This is a genomic window from Pseudomonas sp. MDT1-17 (assembly GCF_054898105.1).
Window position 1 is genome coordinate 1,017,190 of sequence record NZ_JBUBVM010000001.1, and the last position, 24,975, is coordinate 1,042,164.

Here is a 24,975-nt window from a genome sequence, read left to right on the forward strand (position 1 = left end):
CAATGTGTGAGTGGCTGTCGGTTTGTTTTCATAAGGAAATGATAATGAACAGTAAAGCTTCTGTAACGCTAACGCAGACTGAGTTCTTTTCGACGTTGTTAGGGCGCCGCGATTTGGAATCGGCGTTGAATGGTTTCAAATCCATGCCGGAGCATAATGCGGCCTTGCGTTACTACGAAGGTGCTGTCGAAGCATCGACTCTGCAGGCCCAGCTGACGCCAGTAAGTCTCTTGAAGCAAATACTTGAATCAATAAATCCAAGTGGTTCAAGTACCGTTCTGCAAACAGTTCAGGGTAAGTTGGCGGACTATTTCCGGCGTCTAAATACAACCGTCGAACTGCTGAGCACTGCCAAGCCTGTACCCAAAAAGTTGCACTTTGTCTGGGTGGGCGGCGGCATTGGCGCAATTCAGGGAGATTACATTAATGTCTGGAGGCAACTGCTGGCTCCAGAGGGGTATAGCCTCAATCTGTGGTATGACAGCGATGCTCTGCTGGCCCATGAGACCAATCGAATTATTGTTGAGTCAGCCAAGGCGCTTGGAATGCAGAGCACCGTCGATACGGCTGCTGCTCTGGCCCGTCGTTATATCGAACGGACTCGCGTGTTGCGACAGCAGATGTTCGATCATATCCAGTCCGTCACTCGGGCCGGAGGAAGCGCCGATCAGGCCAGAATCGATCTCTTGGTCAGTGCCTATGGCCAGGACGAAGTTGCGCTCAAGGCGCTAAAAGCTCGCAATCTTCAATCTTTGGAGGGGGTGGGAGTTGCACGTCGGGACATTCGCGTTGAGCTTTTCGACCAGCCGTTGTTCGATATTTATGAACGTGAAATTTCTTTTCGCACCAATCTGGCCGCCGCATCCGATATCACGCGTTTACAGGCAGTGAATATCGAAAGTGGAACCTACCTTGATACGGATTTGCTGCCGGCGCTGCATAAGCAGCTCGGTGGCGTGGATCTCGCTGGCTTCAATGCCGAAGAACGTATAGGTGTGATGCAGATACTGCTCGATCACAACCCGAAAATCCTTCCGAGTCGGGGCAATGCGTATGCGGATTTTCGTCCCAGGGTGCCTCAGCTACACAGAGAAGCGTTGACAGCCTTTGCCCAAAGCATGCCGTCCCTTGGCGATATTTTTGCGCCGTTCAATGACGTAATGGTTGCGTCGGATGGTCTGCGCGTAGGGAACAAAAACACTCCCGATTTGCTGACGAATCAAATAAAAACGCCATTCAACGGCTTATCCAATGCGCTGTTGAGCGGTCATGCGGGTTCTGCACAGCTGGCTGCCATCATGGAAAAAATTCGCAGCAACTACCAGTTTAGGGACCGGGTAGTTGCGCAGGCTTTAAGCAGCAATGTATCGCTTCAGGATCGCCAGGCATTTCCCGATCTGATTATCCGTGAGCTGGAAAAACAATACGGTCCGACTTCAACCTGGACAATGAATTTGCAAAGCCTCGACGGCTTTTTGCAGGCAATCAATGACTATGATGCCGATGGCATCAAATTCGGTGCCCAATCGGCCATTGTGATGAGCGGGCCTTCGGCGGTATCCAACGGATTAAGTGACTTCGCCGACAACCATACGGTCCTTGAGGCCCGCCAGTTAATCAGCGATCGGGTTGACCTGTTCGACGGCTTCAACCTCGCCACCGAAGAAGAAACCCATCACAGCTGGAAAGATAATGCGAAGACTGAGGAGGACTGGTTCAATCTTGAAATCGAAAAAAGCAGGCAGGGTGGCTATAAATCCTATTTCAAGGGCAACATCAGTGAGCTGCTAAAAGGTCAGCTATTGACCTTCGAAAAAGGTTGGCCGGTGATTGAAGGTCGCCCGGTACTGCTGACCGACGTCTTGCAGCGATTGCTGGATGACCTGGGCACCCCTTTGATCCGCGCCATGAACGAAAAGCTCAGTGGTGATCTGAGCTTCGATCGGCCTTGGTCCCTGAGCTTCGATGAGCGTCAGCGGATACTGGCACAAGGCAATGTCGACCTTCCGGTCGCTCACGGCTTTGAGCCGATCGGTAACTTGAATGAAATGATTGTCCGCATTGGTCACGGGTCTCTGCCGCTCGATCAGTTGAGCCCTGTGCATCGAGTGCTGCTCGGTGGATTGTTCGGCGCGCAGACGCTGGATAACATCGGTTTCGACAGCGCCTGGCAGCAAATCCGGACTCTCGCAGAGAGCACCGCCGATCTCGGTTTCTCCCAGCGTTATGTAGCTATCGAGCAAGCCTTGCTCACGGGTAGGCATCCTGCATTTGAAGCCGGATTTGCATTGGCCCGGATGTCTACTGAGCCATTGAAGAACAGCGCTCAGGTACTCAAGGCACTTGCATTCGAGACGCCGCTGAGCTTGCGCCAATGGGGTGAGCACATTGCCAGGATCAGGTTCCAGACCCAATACGAGCTGCGTCACCTTATCTTCGAGCGCAGTGCCACGGTGTTGGAAACCTTCATCGCGCAGGGCGCCTCCGGCGGGAGGTTGATGCCTCAGGGATTGCTGATCAGGGGGGAAGGTGATCCCGGAAGACGCTGTTATCCACTGGTATTGGCCATGGCGGCGGCCCTCGAAAAAGGCCCTTCTGCCGTGGACGCTCTGAGCGGCAGGCTGGCCAATGCCAACCTCTCGCCCGATGCCAATGAAACCCATGCGTTTCTAACAACCCTCGATGAGCTGCGCACGGTGCCAATGGCGCGGTCCGGCACCTTGTTGGGGGCGTCCCGCCTGGATCAGGTCATGCAGACACTGGAGGCCAGGACATCCACCAGCACCCTGATGCTCAACACTGAAAGCCATTCCCTGCTGGTCGCAAAAATCGTCAATGGGGCGTCGAGTGACTACCGCTTCTACGATCCGAATTTTGGTGTCTTCGGGTTTGAACAGGCACAGGGCTTGCACCGTGGTCTTGAGCAATTTTTGAGCAGCCCGGAGCTGTCCAGACTGTATGACATCAGTCACTTGATGGACGCGACGTTCAACGTCGTCGACCTCAATGGCCCGCGTATCGCCGATCAACCGCTTGCGTCGCACCATACGGTGTCGGGTTTGCTGAGCCATGATCCGATCAGTGCCAGTGTGACGGTGACACCATGGGAGCATCACGCCGCATTGAGGGCCCGTTCGTTGTCGGAAAATGCGAGACTGGGGCGTGGACTGAACGAACTGGACGCTCGCTACTGGGCACAACAGATCCAGCACAGCGCTGCTCGTCTACACACGGAAAGCAACCTGGGGCGAGACTTCACTCCGGTGTTCGACAGTGTGCGAGAAATGCCTGGCGGTCACTATGAAATCAGCCTGGTCCATCTCAAGGACCCCGCGCGCATCGTCAGGGTATCGAGCACTGACAGTGTCTTGTCGCGAATCCGCTCTTATCTGACGGAAACCTTCCAGACACTGTCGGTCAAGCCGTCAGTACCGGGCAAGGTCGACCCGACCGGCGTCAGCGCTGTGCATACCCTGAATGCGGCCTTTACGGTTCAGGCGCTACTGATGGCGCTCAAATCCCACGAGCAAGTCACCGACTTCAATGAGGACCGGAGCCTGACGACTGCCGTGCAAATGCATGGCTATCTCAGTTACGCGCAGCTGGCCCATGGCAATTTGCTCGACGTCGTAGAGCTGGTCAAGGTGTTCCAGGTGGCGTTGAGCGACGCATCACTCGTGGCCCGGACCACCTCCTCGGTGGTAGTCAATGCGCTGGGGCATATTGCCAGGGATGGTCTGGCCACGGTACTGCAACTCGCCACTCTTGGTTTTGATATCTACCTGCTGACCAATGCCAAGGACGATCTGCAACAGGCGCAATACGGCACGCAATTGGCGTTCGATTCGGCAGGTCTGGCACTGTCGGTGGCCGGCGTAGGCGCGGGTCTCGCAGGCGCGACTACGACGGCTGCATTTCTTGGCGGAGCCGGCGTGATCCTGGGCGGGCTAGCCATTGGCGTGGGCGCGCTGGTAGAGGGGTTCAACGGCACATTGGAGCGAGGGCGGCGGATCGGTCAGTACCTGAATCGCGTCAATAAGGCTTATCGCACGGGTGGGCACTCGATCAAGGAAGGGATGTTCTATGCCAATCCATACGCGCATATCCGCGAGATTGATTTGCGCAAGAAGCGAATCACCTTCGATAGTCAGGAGATTCTCTCGGCAAACACCTACACGTTGAATCCGCCGGATCATGATCCGGATCGTTCAAAAGCCATCAACATTCGACAACAACTCGGGTTGCCGGAGCATGCCACGATTACCGACCCGACGATCTTTCAGGCGATCGTATTGCCTTGCGTGGCCAAGACCTGGTTCGGGTACGATTACTCGGCGCTGCCGTTTTCGACCACGCGTTCCGAGCATTTTGAAACCGCGCTGAAGCTGGAGTACGACGCTGCAGGCAGTCGCCAGTTCTGGTTTACCTTTTACAAGTTTCCCTCCGAGTACATCTTGCATAACTTGTATCCGGTGGAAGTCGAGACAACGATCAACATCTTGCTGGATGAGGCTCCGCGTTCGTTGCTGGTGCCCGAGCTACCCAAAATACTGCACGGCAAACTGTCCTACAGCATTGAAGGTTTGGGCGGCCATTGCGCGTTGACACTCACCCCGGGCGTACGATTGGTCAGTCTGTCACAGGCTCAGAAATCTCGTCCTATGGCCTGGACGCTGCATGCGCTCTGGTTGAACGAAGTGGATATTGTTGTCGGCGAGGGCCAGCTGAAGCTGGGTGCTGTCGACGTCCAGATCACCGGTACGCCTGAATTGATTATCGAGACATCGCGTAATTCGTTTCGGGTTGACTGGACACGCCGGCAGTTGCTGCTCGAAGAATTGGAGACCGACCCGGCTGTCGACACTGCGATTGTCCAGGCGCGGGTCAGGGAACTGGCCAGCACCCATCGTTTGGCCAGCCCGTTCACAGCGGTACAGAATTTCCCGGTTCCGTTCGCAGACCCGCAAGATCCACAACTGACCACGGCTTTTTATGAGCAGGCCCGTGATCGTTTTATCTACGCTCGCGACTTACCGTCAGCGCTGGCAAACCAAGCCAGGCTGGGCGCGGTTATGGGTGGGCAGGCGTATTTTTATTGTCCGCGGGAAGCACTCGTCTGGCGCTCTGACGTGGTCACGGGGCAGGTCAATCGATTCTATCGTCTGATGGATCCGGTGCCCGGTTCGAGTATTTCGGTGTTTCAAGATCTCGGGCAGGGGGTCATCCGTATTGTTCAGCAGGTGACACAGCGCACGGGGCGTGAAGCCGAGGTGATCTACCTGCTGGGCGGGGATGAAGTGAAGCTGATGGCAATCGCAGGCCACCTGACCGAACGTCAGCGCAGTCTGCTGCTCAAGGATGTGATGGGAAGGTGGTCAAACTTCTTTTGGGATTACGAACTGTTGGTCCGGGATTCGAAACTTTGGCCTTTGACCCAAGTGAAGGTCGTGGACTATATGCCGGCAGCTTTTGTCTCGATCACACCCTTGACTGAGGGTAAAAAAGATCCGGTCAGCACTTGGGTGCGTGATGCCGACGGCCTGCTGATCCGTCCCAATATGTCCCAGACCGAAGGGCCGGGCGGACCGGTGAGTCCGCTATTGCTGACACCCGTGACGAGTGCAGGCGATATCGTCCTGTTCTATGACAAGAGCAATCGCACTCTCTATCGCCAGAAGATCGGGCCGGCGGTCACTGGCGTGGATACGCAGTCTGAGCGCATCGATCCCTACAATGTGATTGAGGTCATCGCCAATGAAGGGCGCTACGTCGCGTTGACCGGTCAGGGGCTGTATTTCGATATCGATGACCAAGGGCAATCGCAGCTGGCCGCGATAACTGAAAACTGGCTGGATGATGCCAGGGGGCCGTTGGGTATTGGTTTTGAATGGTGGACAGAGGTCGAGGCTATTGCCAAGGACTATCAAGCGTCGAGCTTTGCGATTCTTGGTCTGGGTAGCGGCAGGGGGGATGCAAAACTGTTCGCCTGGTACACCGACCATCGATGGTTGATTGCTGACATGGCACCGGAAAAGCAAGTACGGTTAGTGGCAACGACGCGAGATGAACAGGCGGGCTGGCTGCTGGATGTGTCCGCGGGTCAGCTCTATCGTCAAGCGTTTCTTGAGCCTGAACAACTACCGACACTCTTTGAAAATGGCCTGCAACTTCTGCGGCAGGACCTGCTGCCTACGCCACAAAAGGTATGGTCGCAATGGTCTTTTGCTCAGGTGTGGGCACATGAGGCCGGTCTGCGAGGGCGGACGCTTGAGGGAGTCGAACTCGAGATGCATTTCGGCAAGCCGGCACGTATCGTCGGCGTCACGGGAGATTGGGTTCGGGCGACGCAGGGAACGAGTGATCCTTACCATACGGGTGTGAGGCGCGCCTTGAAAGCATTAGTGAGCGAGCATCCCCACGAAGCGTTTATAGCGGTTGTCGGTTACTCGGAGTATCAATGGTACGTCGCGGCCATTGATCAGGTGGTTGGCGAAATCAACACGGGCCTGTCAACCCGACTGCTGGGTGTTCGAAAGAAAAAGACAGCCTTGCTCCATGAAGTGCCCAGCCAACTGACTTACAGCGCTTCGAGGGACGTGTGGCTGGAGAACAGCGTTGCACGTCGGGAGTCCGAGGTATTGTTGCTGGAGTTTCAGGGCGAATTAAAGGACCTGATGCCGTTGATACCTGATGGCGTCAGTCAGTTGATCTTGAGTTATGGGCCGGATGCAATCAGCTGTAATGTGTCCGGCGCTGTCTGGCAACAGCTTGAGTGCATTGTGGTTGATTGTCGCCGCTCGGTGATGCCGAGCACCTTGATTGTAGAGACGGGCGCGCAGGATGCCTGGCGGGTCAGCTGGGTCGAAGGGCAGTTGCTGCTGACTGACCCGGCCACCGGGCACACTCTGATCGTGCGCGATCAGTTCGCCGATTCAAACTCGCACAACCCAGTGAAGCTGCGTCTTCAGGTCCATGGCGCTACGATGACTATTACCCAGGATGACTTGGTGCAAGCGTTGGCTATCGAAGACGGAGACAATCAGCTTGCGGCACTCATGACGAAGATGGCTGTCAGGGAACCCAATAACCTTTTACCCCATTAAAGATGAGCTGCAGCGCAATGGTGATGGTCAGTGGAATGGCCAGTCTTGCGTTGCGCGCCTCTACGGGGCGTTGTTGCTTCAATCAGAGCAGCAACGTCTTCCGGGGCTCATTTATCGCAGGGTTTAGACTGCCTCTTCCACAAAGAAAACTGGCCGCCTTCCAGTCCCTGATCGGCATTGTCCACTTCTTGCTGATGTTGTTCAGTGCTAGATAAAACAGCTTCATCACCGTCTCATCGGTCGGAAATGACGCACGGGTTTTTATCACTTTACGCAGGCTTTTGCCGTGCCCTAGGTGTTCGGTCATCTCGGTCTCAAAGAGCCCGCTCAACCAGCATCTTGGTGATGCTGTTTAAGCAGGTCGTTTTCGCCGATGAGATCTTCGGGCTTTTTGTAATTGGCCAGCAGACTGTCGGCCAGTTTAACCAGTTCAGGATCAGGCTTGATTCGCTTGGCGCGCTTGGGTTTTGTCTAGGTCATTGGATTTCCTTGGGGTAGGCAGTCTCCTGCCAAATGACCGTTTACAAAAAAACTAATTACACCCTCTCCTGAGACCGCGTGTCGCAAACGCTTCCTCCCCTCAATCAATCATTCGGCCTCCCTCGCAGACGTTCCGAATAAAACTCGAATATTGCGTCAGCAATAATGTCGAGTCGGTCATGTAACGTTGGACGGACCTCTTCAAACTTTGCTCTGTTCAGAATGAATGGCACGGCACGATGCGTGAGCGTTACGTTGTCCTCGTTCCAGTCCCAAAACAGAAACTTTTCGCGCTGGACTCGCGCCCACAACGAGTAATCATTCAAACCCAATGACAATCGCCCCAGGCTGTCATATTGAGCGGGCGCAATCACAAACTCCTTGCCATGCAGGCTTCCTTTGGACAATGACCAAAGGGCTGATGTATTAGCCGATAACGCATTGAACATATCACTGGTAATTTTTGCCATGGGGCGGTTAACGGCAGATATCGCATTCAAATAAGCCTGGCTTAGTTGGCCAGAAAAGTTTCTGTAATAGTTCTCGACAACTTTTTCATCTTCGTATTCCCAGCCCATAGTCCAAAGCGTGATGGCAAACAGGGAGAACCAACCCTGGGGGTCTGTTTGGCGATCGCGCTCCTGACTCGCGTACCACTGCGCATACCGCACACTGGCGTTGACGTCTCGTTTGTCCTGACGTGACACGCCACTTGCCGTGCTGATCAGATTACCCCCCAACAACGATCCGGCGGCCCCTGGCGAATTCAGCGTTGCCATTCTCTGAACAGTCTTTGTCTTCTTTACCGAAAAGTCACGTTCGAACGCTTCGGAATACGCCGTCAAGTCCAGGCATCCTGTTTTCTTAAACTCCATAGTTAATTCCTTTTGAACTATTAAATAAGTCAGATAAGAAGGTTTAGGCTATACAACTTCGAAATCACCATCCACCACTTGTAACAGCCAACTTAAAACATTCTATTACTCGCACTCACTGCCGACCGAACGCAAGTTGTGATCGAGTCCATTATCCCTCGACGCATTGCTGGCCCTGAGCGGCGAACCGGCCTGCGTGCTGGCCAGCGGCGACCCGATGTTCTTCGGCGTCAGCGCCAGCCTCGCCCGGCATGCGCACATGGTTCTGGTGGGATCCTCCACGACCTGCGTATTTTCGCGGGCGGGTGGCGGTGATTGGGTATACACCCCACAGTGGTACGGAGAGAACCTCCCTGCTGAAGATTTACTCTTCGTTGAAAAACCATGGCAGCCGAATGACCGCTCGAATTGCCGTGACTTTTTCTTTTTGATCGAGTGACAAAATGCCCCAAGCGTGTAGGTTAATTCCTGTTTTCCCCGGGGATTTTTACTTGCTGAGTATCTTGGTGAGTAGAATTAGTTACCTTTTTTTTGTAGGCCGGGTTTTCGTTTTATTGATGCGGGAAGCTCAAGTATGCGTATTCATTTGGTTTCAAGCGCATCTGGCTTTATGCGTCTTGTTGTTAGTTGTTGTAACTGAATCATTGTTCTTGGTGTGAGTTTAGTTTCTGATTTTTTTATGGTGTTGAAAAGTTTTGTTTGGTGCGATAAGTTTTATTGGATGACCTGATTCGGGTTATCTTACTTGTTTAAATTAAATGGATTTAGAAATGAATAATATGAATAAAGTTGAGCTGGACGCCTATTTCGATCAGTGCCTTGAAGAGTGCCAGGCTAAACTAAAGCTGATCGGTCCAAAAATTCTGGCAAAGAGGTCGATCGCTTCGGTAGTGCAGTTGCCGATTGATAAGGATGAATTGAATTCCGCGATCATGGGCAGCGGTATCGTTGGCTTTCTGGAGGGGATGACACGGCGTAACAAACGCATCGTAAAAAATACATATGCTTATTCCGATATTGCCTCAAGGCTGATGTTTCCAAACAAAGTTGATAAAGTCGCCCGTTACGAAGCCTTCAAGAAACTGATGTTCGCCATGGGCTGGACCGAATACCACGGCGCCTTTACTAACTACAAGTCCTCTACCTCCAGGTTGACGATGGATAACGTAGCGTTGGATATTGTTCACTCTGCTATCGGTGGCTTGGGCGGTGCCGCTGGGGCCGCATTGAAAGTTGTAGCGGATAAAACCATTGAAGCGCTAAAGAAACAACCCGATGCGGTCAAACTGTTCGAGCGTCATGCCATTGAAGCCAGTGGCGCAAATTTTGGTGTTTCCGTTTGCAAGCAAGACGATGATGCTGAAGTCGCGATGGCCGTAGGCACGGTGCGCTATGACACATCGGCTAACAATACAAAAGTTATTTTTGTCGAATGGAACAGTTCTGATGTCGAGATCTATCAGGGTAAAGCACTCTTTACCATTCACGAAGAGGACTTGAGGAACGAGGCTAAGAGCATCAAGTTCCTCGACGATCTCAGAGAAACTATTTTTATGGAGTTTTCGCCGGTTTAAATCATTTCGGTTGCCAGAGGCATCACGCCTCTGGCTTCTAGTCATCGCTGCCGTTATGGCACCAGATAACCCTTCACCCCTGTGAAAATGATCTGCGCCGCCAAGGCGCAGACGAACAGCCCCATCAACCGACTGACAATCTGCAATCCCTGATCACCCAGAATCCGCTCGATACGGTTCGACAGATACAGCACCACGCCGACCGTGAAACTGGCCAGGGCAATACTGAGAATGGCCGTGAGTTTGTCGTCCCAATGAGGCTGGCTCACGCCCATCACCAGCAGGGCACCGATGGTGCCGGGGCCGACCGTCAGCGGAATGGTCAGCGGAACGATGGTCACGTCCTGCTGCACGTTGTCAGTCTGGACCGCCGACTTGCCCTGGGCCATGCCCAGTGCGGAAATGAACAACACACTGCCGGCACCGATGCGGAACGCGTCCACGGTGATGCCGAAGACACTGAAAATTACCCGCCCGAACAGGTACAGCAAGACGCTGGAAACCAGTGTGGCGGTTGCCACTTTCCAGGCCAGGCGACGCTGTTCCTTGCGCGAATAACCGCGGGTCAGGCTGATGAAGCAGGACAACACGAAGAACGGGCTGTAGAGCACCAGCATCTTCAGGTAAACGCTGAACAACACATGGAGCATGGTGCAAGCTCACTGGCGAGGGAAGTCGAGGGGAGTCTATCAGGCGCTGCGGAGTCTGTCGGCTCAGGACGTTTGAGTCGCTGCCCGGATTTGCTGATCTCGCTGGGCAACCCAATGTTCGATCAGGTCGCGCAGTTGCGACAGCTCGACGGGTTTGGCCATGTGTCCGTCCATGCCGGCCTGACGCGCGCGCTCTTTATGTTCGGCGAGGATGTGCGCAGTCAACGCCACCACGGGGGTGCGAGTGCGCTGGTTGCCGACTTCCCAGGCACGCAGTTGCTGGGTGGCGGAGAAACCGTCGAGGATCGGCATTTCGCAGTCCATCAGGACCAGGTCATAACGCTGGGCTTTCATCGCCTGCAAGGCTTCTTCGCCATTGCTGGCGGTGTCCGGCTGCAGGTTGAGCTTGCCCAGCATGCCGCGAATCACCTTGGTCGAAATGCTGTTGTCTTCGGCCACCAGGATGCGGAAATCGCTCGGCACCTTCACCGGCAAAGTCGGACCGGCGGGCAGGTGCTGCGAGAAGGAAAGGCCCTTGTTTCGCTGGTTCAGCTCATCGGCCAACGTCGTCTTGAGGGTGTAGCCGGCCACCGGTTTGGCGAGGATGCGTTTGATCCCGGAGTTGCGCGCGATGATCTTGCTGGGCGCATTGCTGATGCCGGTGAGCATGATCAGCAGGATGTCGTGGTTCAGGCTTGGGTCTTCCTTGATCTTGGCGGCCAGTTGCATACCGGTCATGCCGGGCATGTTCTGGTCCAGCAGGACCACGTCGAAGTAATCACGCAGGTGGGCCTTGGTGCGCAGCAGCGCCAGCGCTTCCTTGCCGGACGCTACGGCGCTGACATTCAGGCCCCAGGCGCTGCACTGCTGCACCAGCACCTTGCGGCAGGTGTCGTTGTCGTCCACCACCAACACCCGTGCACCCTGCAGTGGGCCATCGAGGTCGGACGTCGGGTGTTCGAGGCGGTCAGGGTCCAGCGGCAGGGTCAGCCACAAGGTGCTGCCCTGGTTGGCGCCGCTCTTGATGCCAAACTCCCCTTGCATCAAGCGAATCAGCTGACGGGCGATCACCAGCCCCAGATTGCCTCCCAAACGGGTGGCCGAGAGGAAGTGCTTGCTGTGCAGTTCGGCGTGCATCAATGCGTCGCGCTCTTCGGTGTCCATCGGCTCACCGCTGTCCTGCACGGCAATGCGCAAGCGCGGTTTGGCACTGCGCTCATCGAGCGCGACGACGATCAGGATCTCGCCCTCGTCGGTTTTCTTCAGGGCGTTTTCCAGCAGGCTCAGCAGGGTCTGGCGCAGGCGCGTCGGGTCACCGCTGATGACGCGCGGCACTTGCGGCTGGATAAAGCTGATCAACTCGACGTTCTGCTGTTCGGCCTTGGCGCGGAAGATACTCAGGCAGTCTTCGATCAACGCGTTGAGATCGAACTGCACATCGTCCAGTTCGATCTGCCCGGATTCGAGCTTGGAGATGTCGAGAATCTCGTTGATCAGGGTCAGCAGTTCGTTGCCGGCACTGTGGATGGTCTGCACATAGTCGCGCTGCTTGACCGAGAGCGGCGTGCCCAGCAGCAGCTCGGTCATGCCCAGCACGCCATTCATCGGAGTGCGGATTTCGTGGCTGATTTTCGCCAGGAATTCGGCCTTGGCGTTGATCTCGGCATTGCTGGCGGCCAGGTCGCGGCTGACGCTGAAACGGTCTTCGGTGATGCTGCGCTGACGTTCGCTCAAGGCAATGCTCATCAACAGGCCACTGATGCAGATGAACACCAGCAACGTGATGATCAGACCTTGAGGCTCCACCAGGGTCAGCCCCAGCAGGGCGGGCAGGATAATCAGCGTACCGGCGTTGAACACCACCATTGCCGCCACGAAAAGACGTGCCGGGCGATAGCCTTTTTGCCAGTGATAGGCGCTGACGAACAACATGGTCAGGCCCGCGAGGGCGACCAGTGCGTAGGTGATGAAGTTTAGCGGCAGCGTATTGACGAACAACAGCAGCAAGCCGCAGACGCTGATGAGCAGGATGTCGCCCAGCAGCAGCTTGTTCAGTGGGTGCGGGCCGAGCGGGGCGAAGAAGCGATAGGCGAACATCAGACCGCAGGGCGCTGTCAGCAGCAGCGCGAGGTAAGCCCCCGGCGTCTGGACCGCATGCCAGTTCGGCAACCACGGTCCGGCTACGTTCAGCAGCAGGACCAGGCAGAGCATCAACAGCCCTTCGCAGCCAGCCAGCCAGAGACTGCTGCGCGAGCGGGTGTAGGCATACCGAATGATGTTGTGCAGGATCAGCATCGCGATACAGCCGAACAACAGACCATAGATCAGCGTCTGATTCTGACTGGCCGCGGTCATGACCGCCGACTGCAGGGTGATATAAGGCCTTAACTGATGGTCGGAGACCAGTCGCAGGTAAACGTCGAGGTTTTTTTCGCTTTGCGGCAGCGGCAACATGAAGTCACTGCTGGGCAATGGTCTTTCAGCCTGAGGCTGTCCGGTACCGGTGTTCAATTGCTCGATCAGCGTGTCGCCGTCCAGCACATAGAGATCGAGGTGCGACAGGTCAGGAGCGAACACCCGCAGCAACTGTTCGTGCTTGCCGGGCGCGAGTCTGAAACGCAGCCATAAAGCGCCATCGGGCTCGGCGGCGGTGAGGCGGTCGAGTTCAATGGGGCTGAATTGATTGGTGTAGCGAGCGGAACGGATGTCGCTTAGCTGCAGGTCGCCCTGTTCGTCGAGCAATACCGCCCAGCCACTGCCTTGCACGGCCTGGGCCGGGAGCATGCAGAGCAAGGTCAGCAGAGTGACGGTGAAACCTATGGCAATCCTGAGCCAGCGCACGGCGAAATCCCTTCGTAGGTTGATGCCAGAGTATAACTATGCGCGGCGCCGGAATAGCCCGGCAAGAGCCCGAAGCCCTTGCCTGGCCGAATGGCGCTCTTATTCCTGATTTTCGCCTCGCTCGCGGGCAATGGCACGGTAGCCAATGTCCTTGCGATAGAAACAGCCTTCCCAGTCAATTTTGGCCGCCAGCTTGTAAGCCTGCTGCTGAGCGGCATCGACGCTGGCACCCATTGCAGTGGCGCAGAGTACCCGGCCACCGGCCGTCACCACTTGACCATCCTTGAGCGCAGTACCGGCGTGGAAGACTTTGCCTTCCAGTGCTGCGGCTGCCTTGAGGCCGTTGATGGCAACGCCTTTAGCGTAGTCACCAGGATAGCCGCCAGCGGCCAGCACGATGCCGACGCTCGGACGCGGATCCCATTGTGCTTCGACCTTGTCCAGGGCTTGTGCCAGGGCTGCTTCGATCAGCAACACCAGGCTCGACTGCAAACGCAGCATCACCGGTTGGGTCTCAGGGTCGCCGAAACGGCAGTTGAATTCGATGACTTTTGGGTTACCAGCTTTGTCGATCATCAGGCCGGCGTACAGGAAACCAGTGTAGACATTGCCTTCCTCGGCCATGCCACGCACGGTCGGCCAGATCACCAGGTCCATGACCCGCTGATGGACATCGGCGGTAACGACCGGGGCCGGGGAGTAAGCACCCATGCCGCCAGTGTTCGGTCCGGTGTCGCCGTCGCCGACGCGTTTGTGGTCCTGGCTGGTGGCCATCGGCAATACGTTCTTGCCGTCGACCATGACAATGAAGCTGGCCTCTTCGCCGTCCAGGAACTCTTCGATCACCACGCGCGAACCTGCGTCGCCGAATGCGTTGCCAGCCAGCATGTCGCGCACGGCGTCTTCGGCTTCGGTCAACGTCATGGCAACGATCACGCCTTTACCGGCAGCCAGGCCATCGGCCTTGATCACGATCGGCGCGCCTTTTTCACGCAGATAAGCCAGGGCAGGCTCGATCTCGGTGAAGTTCTGGTAGTCGGCAGTCGGAATCTTGTGACGCGCCAGGAAATCCTTGGTGAAGGCTTTCGAACCTTCCAGCTGGGCAGCACCAGCGGTCGGACCGAAGCAATCCAGGCCACGGGAGCGGAACAGATCGACGACGCCGGCGACCAGCGGCACTTCCGGGCCGACGATGGTCAGGGAAACGTTTTTCTCGGCGAAGTCGGCCAGCTGTTCAAGGGCCAGCACGTCGATGGCGACGTTCTCGCACTTGGCTTCAATGGCGGTGCCGGCATTGCCCGGGGCAACAAACACTTTCTGCACACGCGGATCTTGAGTCACTTTCCAGGCCAGTGCGTGTTCACGGCCACCGCTGCCAATGATCAAAACATTCATTTCAAAAACCTCGGATGACGCTAATTCTTGATAGCACCGCTGGGGTGCTCTTGTGTGGGAGCGAGCCTGCTCGCGAAGACGGTGGCACATCCAGCATCAATGTGACTGAAAGACCGCTTTCGCGAGCAGGCTCGCTCCCACAGTTGATCGTCGTACTTAGTGACGGAAGTGGCGCATGCCAGTAAAGACCATGGCGATGCCGGCCTCGTCGGCCGCTGCAATCACTTCGTTATCACGCATCGAGCCGCCTGGCTGGATCACCGCAGTGATACCTACCTTGGCCGCGTTGTCCAGACCGTCGCGGAACGGGAAGAACGCATCCGACGCCATGACCGAACCCTGCACTTGCAGACCGGCGTGCTCAGCCTTGATCGCCGCAATACGAGCGGAGTTCACGCGGCTCATCTGGCCTGCGCCGACACCGATGGTCTGACGGTTCTTGGCGTAGACGATGGCGTTGGACTTGACGTACTTGGCGACTTTCCAGGCGAAGATCAGGTCATGGATTTCCTGTTCGGTCGGGGCACGCTTGGTCACGACTTTCAGGTCGTCGGCGCCGATCATGCCGATGTCGCGGCTCTGCACTAGCAAACCGCCGTTAACGCGTTTGTAGTCCCAGGCAGCGGCGCGATCAGCCGACCACTCGCCGCAGGCCAGCAAGCGCACGTTGGCTTTTGCAGCCACGATGGCACGGGCTTCTTCGCTGACGCTTGGCGCGATGATCACTTCGACGAACTGACGCTCGACGATAGCCTTGGCCGTTTCAGCATCCAGCTCGCGGTTGAAGGCGATGATGCCGCCGAAGGCCGATTCGGTGTCGGTGGCGTAGGCCAGTTCGTAAGCCTGACGGATACCGCCTTCGGCGTCCGGGCTGACGGCAACGCCGCACGGGTTGGCGTGCTTGACGATCACACAGGCCGGTTTGACGAAGCTCTTCACGCATTCCAGCGCGGCGTCAGTGTCGGCCACGTTGTTGTACGACAGCTCTTTGCCTTGCAGTTGGGTCGCGGTGGCGATGCCGACTTCCGCAGGCTTGGTTTCAACGTAGAACGCCGCGCTCTGGTGCGGGTTCTCGCCGTAGCGCATTTCCTGAGCCTTGACGAACTGGCTGTTGAAGGTGCGCGGGAATTCGCTGCGACCTTCGGTAGTGAGGGTGTCAGCCGTCTGGTTCACGGTGCCCATGTAGTTGGCGATCATGCCGTCATAGGCGGCGGTGTGTTCGAAGGCCTTGAGCATCAGGTCGAAACGCTGAGCGTAGGTCAGGCCGCCGGCCTTGAGGCTTTCCAGAACGTTGGCGTAGTCGCTGGCATTGACCACGATGGCCACGTCTTTATGGTTTTTTGCAGCCGAACGGACCATGGTCGGGCCGCCGATATCGATGTTCTCGATAGCAGTCGGCAGGTCGCAGCCTGGCTTGTTGATGGTGGCTTCGAACGGGTACAGGTTGACCGCGACCAGGTCGATCGGCTTGATGCCGTGTTCGTTCATGATGGCGTCGTCAATACCGCGACGACCGAGGATCCCACCGTGGATTTTCGGGTGCAGGGTTTTCACCCGGCCGTCCATCATTTCTGCGAAACCGGTGTAATCCGCGACTTCCACTGCGGCAACGCCGTTGTCGCGCAGCAGCTTGAACGTTCCGCCAGTGGAGAGGATCTCGACGCCCAGGGCTTCAAGCTCTTTGGCGAATTCGAGGATCCCGGTCTTGTCAGAAACGCTGATCAAGGCGCGGCGGATCGGCAGGCGGGTAGTCTGGTCGGTCATTTCAATTTCCATCAAAAGCAAAGGAGTCAGCAAAAAAGGCGACCGGTTTTACGCGGGCGCCTTTCTGGTTTGATTGAATGCTTACAGCAAATCGTACTGCTTGAGTTTCTTGCGCAGCGTGCCTCGGTTCAGGCCGAGCAGCTCACTGGCCTTGGTCTGGTTGCCCTTGACGTAGTTCATCACGCACTCGAGCAGGGGAGCCTCGACTTCGGAGAGCACCAGGTTGTACACATCCGTGACGGCAGCGCCTTCAAGGTGGGCGAAATAATTGTGCAGCGCTTTCTCGACACTCCCGCGAAGGGTCTGACCTTCTTCGCTCGGCGTATTGAGGTGCTGTTTCAAATTCACATTGTCGCTCACGGGTGTTGTTCCACTCACTAAAGTCTCGGTCATCATCGTCATGCGGCCACCTCGTCTCCGTCCCCTGTCAGGCTCTTGTTACGTTCGGCGAAGAAGCCCTGAACGTTGGCGCATTGTGCTTCCGTATCTTCCAAACGATTGAAGTGGGCGCGAAACTCCCTGGCGCCCGGCAAGGTTGCGAGATACCAGCCCACATGCTTTCGAGCAATGCGTACGCCCATGACGTCTCCATAGAAAACGTGCAGCGCGGCCAGATGCTCTAGCAGAATGCGTTCCACCTCGATCAATTCCAGTGCCGGGAGCTTCTCGCCGGTACGCAGAAAATGATCGATCTCACGAAAAATCCATGGCCGCCCCTGGGCGGCCCGGCCTACCAGCAGGCCATCGGCACCGGTTGCATCGAGCACGTACCGGGCCTTCTCTGGCGAATCGATATCGCCATTGGCAAAGACCGGAATCGACACGGCCTGCTTGATCGCGGCAATGGTGTCGTACTCGGCTTCGCCGGTGTACAGATCGGCACGGGTGCGGCCATGAACCGCCAACGCCGTAATGCCGGCCTGCTCGGCGATCTTCGCCACCGTCAGACCGTTCTTGTTGTCCCGGTCCCAGCCGGTGCGGATCTTCAGGGTGACCGGCACATCAACCGCAGACACTACGGCCTGCAGGATCTCGGTCACCAATGCTTCATCCTTCAACAGCGCGGACCCGGCGGCCTTGTTGCAGACCTTTTTCGCCGGACAACCCATGTTGATATCAATAATCTGTGCGCCCAGTTCGACGTTGGCCCGGGCCGCATCCGCCAGCATCCGGGCATCCCCACCGGCGATCTGTACCGAGCGAGGCTCGGGATCACCTTCGTGGATCATGCGCATCCGCGATTTGCGGGTGTGCCACAAGCTCATGTCGCTGGTGACCATTTCCGAGACTACAAGCCCTGCGCCCAGTCGCTTGCACAGCTGACGAAAGGGCTGGTCGGTGACCCCCGCCATCGGGGCGAGGATCAAGCCGTTGTGCAATGTATATGGACCGATGCGTACCGCCGACATAGGACTTCCCTGTTGTGGGGCCGGATCATGAGAGTTCGAAAAAGGGTTGGCATGATACCCGCTCTCGATGACTGGATAAAGGCTGAATTGAACAAAATCTGAACAGTAATTCTGTTAGCGCCAGCGGTTTGGTACGAGCGGTCAAAGTCAGAAATATGCCGTCAAAGCCGTAACGATGAACCGTTTCACTCGGGCGAATGAAAACTCAGGCTGTAATTCACCGCTTTGGAACCTGGATCGAGGATATCCAGTGCGATGTGGATCGGTGTTTGCGGAGGCATCTCCACCATCCCTTCGAGATCGCCGTTGAGGTACTCGCCGGGTTTGAAGCGACGGCTGGCGATCAGGTGACCGTTGAGGTCGGCAAAACGCAACTCCAGCAGCGGGAAAGGCTGGGAGAAGGGCGCGCGGTTGTAGATGATCGCGTCGACCACCAGTGCACCGCTGAAGTCCGGGTGGCTGCGGACCACCAGGTTGCTGCTTTTGATTTTGGCGATGTCGACTTTGGACGGCACCGTGCAGCCGATCTGGGGGCACAGTTGCTGGAACCACGGACGGTACTGATCCTGGCGCGCCAGTTCGTCGAAATGGTAGGCGATGTACTGGCCGGCGAGCGCCGCCGCGCCGAGCAGGATCAGCAGCAGCCAGAAAAGTCGGCGACCCCAGGGTGAGCGGCGTTTTTGCCAGTCCAGTTGCAGCGGGTCATCGGTCAGGTCGTGCAGGGCTTCAGTGCGGATAGCCGGTTCACGCTTTTTGCGCAGGGGCTCGATCGAGGGCAGATCGTCATCGATTTCATCGGTCGCCGACAGGCGTTTGTGATGCATCGGTGCGTCGAGCGGGTCGTGCAGGCGCAGCTGTGGCGGCAGAGGCTCGTCGTCCAGTTCCACCGGTTCCAGGGACAGCGAAGGTTCGGTGCGCGAGTGTTTGCTCGGCTCGAGTTCGAGCTCCGGTAAATCGTCTTCAGCGGGCTGTGCGCGATCGGCAGCCGATTCGCTGAACAGACTGTCGGGCCACGACGCCTCGTCGTGCCCGGCGGTATCGCGGCTAGCGCTCAGGTTGTCTTCGCGAGGTCGGGCGAATTCCGTGGTCGGCTGGATCTCCCGTTGTTCGAGGCGGGCGAGCTCTTCGTCCAGGTCCAGGCTGTCCAGATCCAGCTCGGCGGCGCTCCATTGCTTTTGGCTGATGGCCCGCGGCTCCGGTGGTTCGGCGATGGCCGGGGCAGCCGGCGGGATCGCGTCCTTGCCGGCCCGTTGCTCAAGCAGCTGCTTGGCGGCGTTGAACACCTGCAAGCACGAGCCGCAACGAACCACTCCGCGGGCCACGCTCAACTGAGTATGGCTGACGCGGAAGCTGGTTTGGCAATGCGGGCACTGGGTGACGAAGCTGTCGGTCATGCGGCGATCCGGTTTATGCAGGCACTCATTCTAGCGCCGACGGCCAGTGATGCGCACCCAGCCATCGCGATTGGCGATCGGGTCCAGATCGAAGTCTTGAGCGTAGGCTTTGGCGACGTCTTCACCTTGCTCGGCGAGGATGCCCGACAGCGCCAGACGGCCGCCCGGCTTGACCAGGCTGGACAATTGCGGCGCCAGGGAAACCAGCGGGCCGGCAAGAATGTTGGCCACCAGCACGTCGGCCTGAACCTGCGGCAGATCTTCCGGCAGGTACAGCGGGAACAGTTCTTCAGCAATATTGTTGCGACCGGCATTGTCGCGAGAAGCTTCCAGGGCTTGCACGTCGATATCGGTACCGACAGCTTCCTTGGCGCCCAGCAGCAGGGCGGCAATCGCCAGAATCCCCGAGCCGCAGCCGAAGTCCAGCACATTGCAGTCTTTCAGGTCCTGACCGTCGAGCCATTCCAGACACAGTGCGGTGGTCGGGTGGGTGCCGGTGCCGAACGCCAGGCCCGGATCCAACAGCAGGTTTACGGCGTCAGGCTCGGGTGCGGCGTGCCAGCTCGGGACGATCCACAGACGCTGACCGAAACGCATTGGCTGGAAACCGTCCATCCAGCTGCGTTCCCAGTCCTGGTCTTCGATGATTTCGCTGTGATGCTCGGGCAGCGGGCTGCCGGTCAGCAATTCCATGTGGGCCAGTACGCTGGCGGCTTCGGTGCCATCCTCGAACAGGGCCAGCAGGTGCGTGTGGGACCACAGCGGCGTGGTGTTGAGTTCTGGCTCGAAGATTGGTTGATCTTCGGCGTCCATGAAGGTCACCGATACGGCGCCCACTTCAAGGAAAGCGTCTTCGTAGGTTTCGGCTTGTTCTGGGCTGATGGCGAGTCGGACTTGCAGCCAAGGCATGGCGGGCACCTTTGAAAAATGTTGATTGCAGCCTAGCGGGCTGCGCGAAGCGCGCAAGTTTACGCGAGCGCGGAGCATTTGTGGGAGCGGGCTTGCTCGCGAAGATGGCGGCACATCCAACATTGATGTGACTGACAGGCCGCTTTCGCGAGCAAGCCCGCTCCCACAGGGGATTGTGTTGCTTGATGAAACCTTCAGAAACAACAAAGCCGCTCGAAAGCGGCTTTGTGGTCCGGATCACATCTTAATGCTTGTCGCCAGCCAGCTTGTGTTCCAGGTAGTGGATGTTGACTCCACCTTTGCAGAAGCCTTCATCGCGGACCAGATCGCGGTGCAGCGGGATGTTGGTCTTGATCCCGTCGACAACGATTTCGTCCAGCGCATTGCGCATGCGCGCCAACGCTTCGTCACGGGTTGCGCCGTAGGTGATCAGCTTGCCGATCAACGAATCGTAGTTCGGCGGAACGGCATAACCGCTGTACAGGTGCGAATCGACGCGAACGCCATTGCCACCTGGAGCGTGGAAATGCTTGACCGTGCCTGGGCTCGGCATGAAGGTTTTCGGGTCTTCGGCGTTGATCCGGCATTCCAGCGAGTGACCGCGGATAACCACGTCATCCTGGGTGTACGACAGTTTGTTGCCAGCGGCGATGCTGAGCATCTCCTTGACGATGTCGATGCCGGTGACCATTTCCGATACCGGGTGCTCAACCTGAACGCGGGTGTTCATTTCGATGAAATAGAACGCGCCGTTCTCGTACAGGAACTCGAAAGTGCCCGCGCCACGGTAGTTGATGTCGATGCAGGCCTTGACGCAGCGAGCGAGGACTTCAGCGCGTGCTTTCTCGTCGATGCCCGGTGCCGGCGCCTCTTCGAGAACCTTCTGGTGACGACGCTGCAGCGAGCAATCGCGGTCGCCCAGATGGATGGCGTGGCCCTGGCCATCGGAAAGTACCTGAACTTCCACGTGACGTGGGTTGGTCAGGAATTTTTCCAGATAGACCATCGGGTTGCCGAACGCTGCGCCCGCTTCAGTGCGGGTCAGTTTGGCGAAGGAGATCAGGTCTTCTTCTTTATGCACGACGCGCATGCCGCGACCACCACCGCCGCCAGCGGCTTTGATGATCACCGGGTAACCGACTTCGCGACCGATGCGCAGCGCCGTCTCTTCGTCTTCCGGCAGTGGACCGTCGGAGCCTGGAACGGTTGGCACGCCTGCTTCGATCATCGCGTGCTTGGCCGATACCTTGTCGCCCATCAGGCGAATGGTCTCGGCTTTCGGGCCAATGAAGGCGAAGCCGGAATTCTCGACCTGTTCAGCGAAATCAGCGTTTTCCGCAAGGAAACCGTAGCCTGGGTGAATGGCGGTAGCGCCGGTTACTTCAGCTGCGGCGATGATTGCCGGAATGTGCAGGTAGGAATGCGCGGCCGAGGCCGGACCGATGCAGACGGATTCGTCTGCCAGGCCCAGGTGCATCAGCTCTTTGTCGGCCTTGGAGTAAACGGCGACAGTCTTGATGCCCATCTCTTTGCAGGCACGCAGGATCCGCAGGGCGATCTCACCGCGGTTGGCGATCAGAACTTTTTCCAACTTCGCAGTCATCAAAGTTTCTCCGCGGTTCAAACGATGGTGAACAGCGGTTGGTCGTACTCAACCGGCTGGCCGTCTTCGACGAGGATGGATTCGATCACACCGCTGGTTTCAGCTTCGATGTGGTTCATCATCTTCATGGCTTCGACGATGCACAGGGTGTCGCCTTTCTTCACGGTCTGGCCGACTTCAACGAAGGACGGCGAGCCTGGCGAAGACTTGCGATAGAAGGTGCCGACCATAGGCGAACGGGCAACGGTGCCGTTCAGCACTGGCGCGGCCGGAGCAGCAGGAGCGGCAGCGGCAACCGGGGCAGCAGCAACAGGCGCCGGCGCCGGAGCGTGCATTGGCGCTGGAGCGTAGTACTGCTGAGCCGGGGTCTTGCTGTGGCGGCTGATGCGTACGGACTCTTCGCCTTCCTTGATCTCGAGCTCGTCGATGCCGGACTCTTCCAGCAATTCGATCAGTTTCTTAACTTTACGGATATCCATGAATCATCAACTCCCAAGGGTCGGTCAGGGGCGTTACGCTTGTTGTTCAAGCTGTTGCCTGTCTTTCAAGCTGTTCCAGGGCAGCCTCCAGGGCCAGTCGATAACCGCTGGCGCCAAGGCCGCAGATCACTCCCACCGCTACATCGGAGAAGTAAGAGTGATGGCGGAAAGGTTCGCGTTTGTGCACGTTAGACAAATGCACTTCGATGAATGGGATGCTCACCGCCAGCAGCGCGTCACGTAATGCGACGCTTGTGTGCGTAAAAGCTGCTGGGTTGATCAGAATGAAGTCCACACCTTCGCCGCGAGCAGCGTGGATGCGGTCGATCAATTCGTACTCGGCGTTGCTTTGCAGGTGCAGCAAATGGTGACCGGCTTCACGGGCACGGCGTTCCAGGTCCTGGTTGATCTGCGCCAGAGTCGTAGCGCCGTAGGTGCCCGGTTCACGGGTGCCGAGCATGTTCAGGTTGGGTCCGTGCAGAACCAGTAGCGTCGCCATCTGTTGTTCCTTGTTATCTGTGTGCAATTGTCAGAACTCGGCGACTATGCCGCAAAGCCTTTGTGACTGTCCAGTTCTATGCAATAGCCAGCACGATGGCCGATGTTTGCGCGAAATATGTGACCGGCTTATTAAATCCGGTCATTTACGTTCGCGACACGTTCGGCGAAGTCCCTGGCGTTGATCTCGCCGATTACCCGCACATCGGTGTGTTCGACCCCGTCCTTGCCGAAAAACATCAGCGCCGGCGGGCCGAACAGTTTGTAGCGGTCGAGCAGGGCGCGTTGCTCGGCGTTGCTGGCGGTGATGTCGAAGCGGATCAGTCGATAGCCTTTGAGGCGTTCGACGACCTTGGCGTCGGTGAGCACTTCACGTTCGATGACTTTGCAACTGATGCACCAGTCGGCGTACCAGTCGAGCAGCAGTGGGGTGCCTGAAGATTTGGCTTCGGCGAGGACGCGGTCCAGTTCCGTCGGAGTGCTGATGGTTTGCCAGGCGCTGATGTTTTGCGTTGGCTCGTTGCCCGTGGTGATGCGCGGCTGGCCAATCGGATTGAGCGGATCGGTCTGGCCGCTGAATGCGCCGTACCAACACGCTAGCGCGTAAAACAGCAGGAACATCCCGAGCAATTGGCTCAGGCGTTTTCTCGGCGGTTTGTAGACGAGCTCCAGCGCACCCATGAACAACCCGACGCCACCGGCCAGCAAGCCGATCAGTAGCAACGTGATCTGGCCCGGCAGTACTCGGCTGAGCAGACCAATCGCCAGCCCCAGTAACAAAACGCCAATCGCGTTTTTCACATAAATCATCCAGGGTCCGCTTTTCGGTAGCCAGGCGGCGCCCCCGGTGGCGACCAGCAACAGTGGTGCGCCCATGCCCAGACCGAGCATGAACAATTTCAGACCGCCGCCCAATGCATCGCCACTGGCGCTGATGTAGAGCAGCGCGCCGGCCAGCGGCGCCGAGACGCAGGGTGAAACCAGCAGGCTGGAAACCACGCCCAGCACGGCGGCGCCCCACAACGAACCGCCTTCGGTGCGACCGGCGATTCGGTCCAGGCGACTGCTGATGGCATGCGGCAACTTGAGTTCGAAGACGCCAAACATTGCCAGGGCAAACAGCGCAAAAAACATCGCGAACGGCACCAGCACCCACGCCGATTGCAGCCGCGCCTGAAGATTGAGCTGGGCGCCGAACATCCCCATCAACGCGCCGAGCAGAGCGAAGCAGGCGGCCATTGGCAGAACGTAGGCCAGGGACAGATTGAAGCCGCGCAAACCACCCACTTGGCCGCGCAACACAACGCCGGACAGGATCGGCAGCATTGGCAGCACACACGGTGTAAACGTCAGGCCCAGGCCTGCGAGGAAAAACAGCGCCAGTTCGCGCCAGCTCCAGGCGGGTGTCGCGCCTGCGCCGCCATCAATACTCAGTCGCTCGGTTTCGGGTGGATAACACAGCCCTTTATCGGCGCAACCCTGATAGGTCACGGCCAGGGTGAAGGCGCGTTGATCGGTGCGCGGCAGCTCTACATCGAGAACCCCGTGGTAGACCTCGACATCGCCGAAGTACTGATCGTGTTTCTGTTCGCCCTTGGGCAGTTGCGCGGTGCCCAGGCTAACGTCGGCCGGATCAGCGCGAAACTGAAAGCGGTGGCGATAGAGGTAGTAACCCTCTGTAGCGACGAAGCGCAGCTTGATCGATTGCGGCGTGCTTTCTACCAGGCTCAACTGAAAGGCTTCACGCACCGGCAGGAAGTCGGCGCTGTTGTTGATCGAGCCCAGCGTCGAACTGGGCCGAGTGTCCGGCAACCCGGCGGCGTTGGCCGGCAGGGCAAGCACTAAAAGCAGCAGGCAGAGCAAACGGCGCATGACAATCTCGCGTATCGAAAGTGAGGGCATCATAGCGGACAGCGGTCGGGTGTGCAGAGCGGGGAGTCTTGCGGTGATTGCTATGACGCCTTCGCGAGCAGGCTCGCTCCCACAATGGAATGCGTACCC

The 24,975-nt window shown here is 57.6% G+C and carries 15 protein-coding genes and 3 pseudogenes; 3 read left to right on the plus strand and 15 right to left on the minus strand.

Annotated features, from left to right (window positions below; all coding sequences use genetic code 11):
- Positions 1-44: 44 nt before the first annotated feature.
- The gene (locus ACYZTX_RS04450; RefSeq protein WP_462033119.1) at positions 45-7,103 is read left to right on the plus strand and encodes a TcdA/TcdB pore-forming domain-containing protein; all 7,059 of its coding nucleotides are present in this window, start codon (positions 45-47) and stop codon (positions 7,101-7,103) included.
- Positions 7,104-7,185: 82 nt separating this feature from the next.
- Here ACYZTX_RS04450 and ACYZTX_RS04455 read toward each other — a convergent pair.
- The 3 genes and pseudogenes from ACYZTX_RS04455 to ACYZTX_RS04465 form a co-directional block, all read right to left on the minus strand.
- A pseudogene (locus ACYZTX_RS04455) lies at positions 7,186-7,383 on the minus strand (hypothetical protein); the annotation flags it as partial.
- Positions 7,384-7,550: pseudogene (locus tag ACYZTX_RS04460) on the minus strand (IS256 family transposase); the annotation flags it as partial.
- Positions 7,551-7,687: 137 nt separating this feature from the next.
- Positions 7,688-8,458: a hypothetical protein gene (locus tag ACYZTX_RS04465; protein ID WP_462033120.1), complete on the minus strand. Its 771-nt coding sequence runs from the start codon at positions 8,456-8,458 to the stop codon at positions 7,688-7,690.
- A gap of 145 nt (positions 8,459-8,603) precedes the next feature.
- Between ACYZTX_RS04465 and ACYZTX_RS04470 the strand changes: the two are divergent.
- Positions 8,604-8,711: pseudogene (locus tag ACYZTX_RS04470) on the plus strand (hypothetical protein); the annotation flags it as partial.
- Positions 8,712-9,228: 517 nt separating this feature from the next.
- Positions 9,229-10,032 carry a hypothetical protein gene (locus tag ACYZTX_RS04475; protein ID WP_462033121.1) on the plus strand — a complete coding sequence of 268 codons (804 nt, stop codon included), beginning with the start codon at positions 9,229-9,231 and terminating at the stop codon, positions 10,030-10,032.
- 53 nt (positions 10,033-10,085) lie between these two features.
- Here ACYZTX_RS04475 and ACYZTX_RS04480 read toward each other — a convergent pair whose 3' ends face one another.
- The 12 genes from ACYZTX_RS04480 to ACYZTX_RS04535 all read right to left on the minus strand — a co-directional run bounded on the left by ACYZTX_RS04480 (position 10,086) and on the right by ACYZTX_RS04535 (position 24,846).
- Positions 10,086-10,682, minus strand: a complete 597-nt coding sequence (locus tag ACYZTX_RS04480; RefSeq protein WP_007937197.1) for a MarC family protein — start codon at positions 10,680-10,682, stop codon at positions 10,086-10,088.
- Between the two features lie 63 nt (positions 10,683-10,745).
- The gene (locus tag ACYZTX_RS04485) at positions 10,746-13,523 is read right to left on the minus strand and encodes a hybrid sensor histidine kinase/response regulator (RefSeq protein ID WP_462033122.1); all 2,778 of its coding nucleotides are present in this window, start codon (positions 13,521-13,523) and stop codon (positions 10,746-10,748) included.
- A gap of 99 nt (positions 13,524-13,622) precedes the next feature.
- Positions 13,623-14,918 carry a phosphoribosylamine--glycine ligase gene (purD, locus tag ACYZTX_RS04490; RefSeq protein WP_462033123.1) on the minus strand — a complete coding sequence of 432 codons (1,296 nt, stop codon included), beginning with the start codon at positions 14,916-14,918 and terminating at the stop codon, positions 13,623-13,625.
- A 156-nt stretch (positions 14,919-15,074) separates the two neighbouring features.
- Positions 15,075-16,682: a bifunctional phosphoribosylaminoimidazolecarboxamide formyltransferase/IMP cyclohydrolase gene (purH, locus tag ACYZTX_RS04495; protein ID WP_462033124.1), complete on the minus strand. Its 1,608-nt coding sequence runs from the start codon at positions 16,680-16,682 to the stop codon at positions 15,075-15,077.
- A gap of 81 nt (positions 16,683-16,763) precedes the next feature.
- Positions 16,764-17,084, minus strand: a complete 321-nt coding sequence (gene fis / locus ACYZTX_RS04500; RefSeq protein ID WP_007907419.1) for a DNA-binding transcriptional regulator Fis — start codon at positions 17,082-17,084, stop codon at positions 16,764-16,766.
- Positions 17,081-18,091, minus strand: coding sequence for a tRNA dihydrouridine synthase DusB (gene dusB, locus ACYZTX_RS04505; protein WP_462033125.1), 1,011 nt, complete (start codon positions 18,089-18,091; stop codon positions 17,081-17,083). The genes fis and dusB overlap by 4 nt, the downstream gene beginning before the upstream one ends.
- Before the next feature lie 185 nt (positions 18,092-18,276).
- A complete protein-coding gene (locus ACYZTX_RS04510) occupies positions 18,277-19,485 on the minus strand; it encodes a DUF3426 domain-containing protein (RefSeq protein WP_462033126.1) in 1,209 nt (402 codons plus the stop codon).
- Between the two features lie 30 nt (positions 19,486-19,515).
- Positions 19,516-20,394: a 50S ribosomal protein L11 methyltransferase gene (gene prmA, locus ACYZTX_RS04515; RefSeq protein WP_462033127.1), complete on the minus strand. Its 879-nt coding sequence runs from the start codon at positions 20,392-20,394 to the stop codon at positions 19,516-19,518.
- A gap of 244 nt (positions 20,395-20,638) precedes the next feature.
- Positions 20,639-21,997: an acetyl-CoA carboxylase biotin carboxylase subunit gene (gene accC / locus ACYZTX_RS04520; protein WP_462033128.1), complete on the minus strand. Its 1,359-nt coding sequence runs from the start codon at positions 21,995-21,997 to the stop codon at positions 20,639-20,641.
- 17 nt (positions 21,998-22,014) lie between these two features.
- Positions 22,015-22,476: an acetyl-CoA carboxylase biotin carboxyl carrier protein gene (gene accB, locus ACYZTX_RS04525; protein ID WP_282481510.1), complete on the minus strand. Its 462-nt coding sequence runs from the start codon at positions 22,474-22,476 to the stop codon at positions 22,015-22,017.
- A 46-nt stretch (positions 22,477-22,522) separates the two neighbouring features.
- A complete protein-coding gene (gene aroQ / locus ACYZTX_RS04530) occupies positions 22,523-22,975 on the minus strand; it encodes a type II 3-dehydroquinate dehydratase (RefSeq protein ID WP_462033129.1) in 453 nt (150 codons plus the stop codon).
- 131 nt (positions 22,976-23,106) lie between these two features.
- Positions 23,107-24,846: a protein-disulfide reductase DsbD gene (locus ACYZTX_RS04535; protein WP_462033130.1), complete on the minus strand. Its 1,740-nt coding sequence runs from the start codon at positions 24,844-24,846 to the stop codon at positions 23,107-23,109.
- Positions 24,847-24,975: the final 129 nt, after the last annotated feature.

Coding starts and splice junctions, on each gene's coding strand:
- ACYZTX_RS04510 (WP_462033126.1), bottom strand. CDS start 19,485: ATGACCGACAGCTTCGTCACCCAGTGCCCGCATTGCCAAACCAGCTTC.
- dusB (WP_462033125.1), bottom strand. CDS start 18,091: ATGTCGGCGGTACGCATCGGTCCATATACATTGCACAACGGCTTGATC.
- aroQ (WP_462033129.1), bottom strand. CDS start 22,975: ATGGCGACGCTACTGGTTCTGCACGGACCCAACCTGAACATGCTCGGC.
- accB (WP_282481510.1), bottom strand. CDS start 22,476: ATGGATATCCGTAAAGTTAAGAAACTGATCGAATTGCTGGAAGAGTCC.
- ACYZTX_RS04450 (WP_462033119.1), top strand. CDS start 45: ATGAACAGTAAAGCTTCTGTAACGCTAACGCAGACTGAGTTCTTTTCG.
- ACYZTX_RS04475 (WP_462033121.1), top strand. CDS start 9,229: ATGAATAATATGAATAAAGTTGAGCTGGACGCCTATTTCGATCAGTGC.
- purH (WP_462033124.1), bottom strand. CDS start 16,682: ATGACCGACCAGACTACCCGCCTGCCGATCCGCCGCGCCTTGATCAGC.
- ACYZTX_RS04465 (WP_462033120.1), bottom strand. CDS start 8,458: ATGGAGTTTAAGAAAACAGGATGCCTGGACTTGACGGCGTATTCCGAA.
- fis (WP_007907419.1), bottom strand. CDS start 17,084: ATGACGATGATGACCGAGACTTTAGTGAGTGGAACAACACCCGTGAGC.
- purD (WP_462033123.1), bottom strand. CDS start 14,918: ATGAATGTTTTGATCATTGGCAGCGGTGGCCGTGAACACGCACTGGCC.
- ACYZTX_RS04480 (WP_007937197.1), bottom strand. CDS start 10,682: ATGCTCCATGTGTTGTTCAGCGTTTACCTGAAGATGCTGGTGCTCTAC.
- prmA (WP_462033127.1), bottom strand. CDS start 20,394: ATGCCTTGGCTGCAAGTCCGACTCGCCATCAGCCCAGAACAAGCCGAA.
- accC (WP_462033128.1), bottom strand. CDS start 21,997: ATGACTGCGAAGTTGGAAAAAGTTCTGATCGCCAACCGCGGTGAGATC.
- ACYZTX_RS04535 (WP_462033130.1), bottom strand. CDS start 24,846: ATGCGCCGTTTGCTCTGCCTGCTGCTTTTAGTGCTTGCCCTGCCGGCC.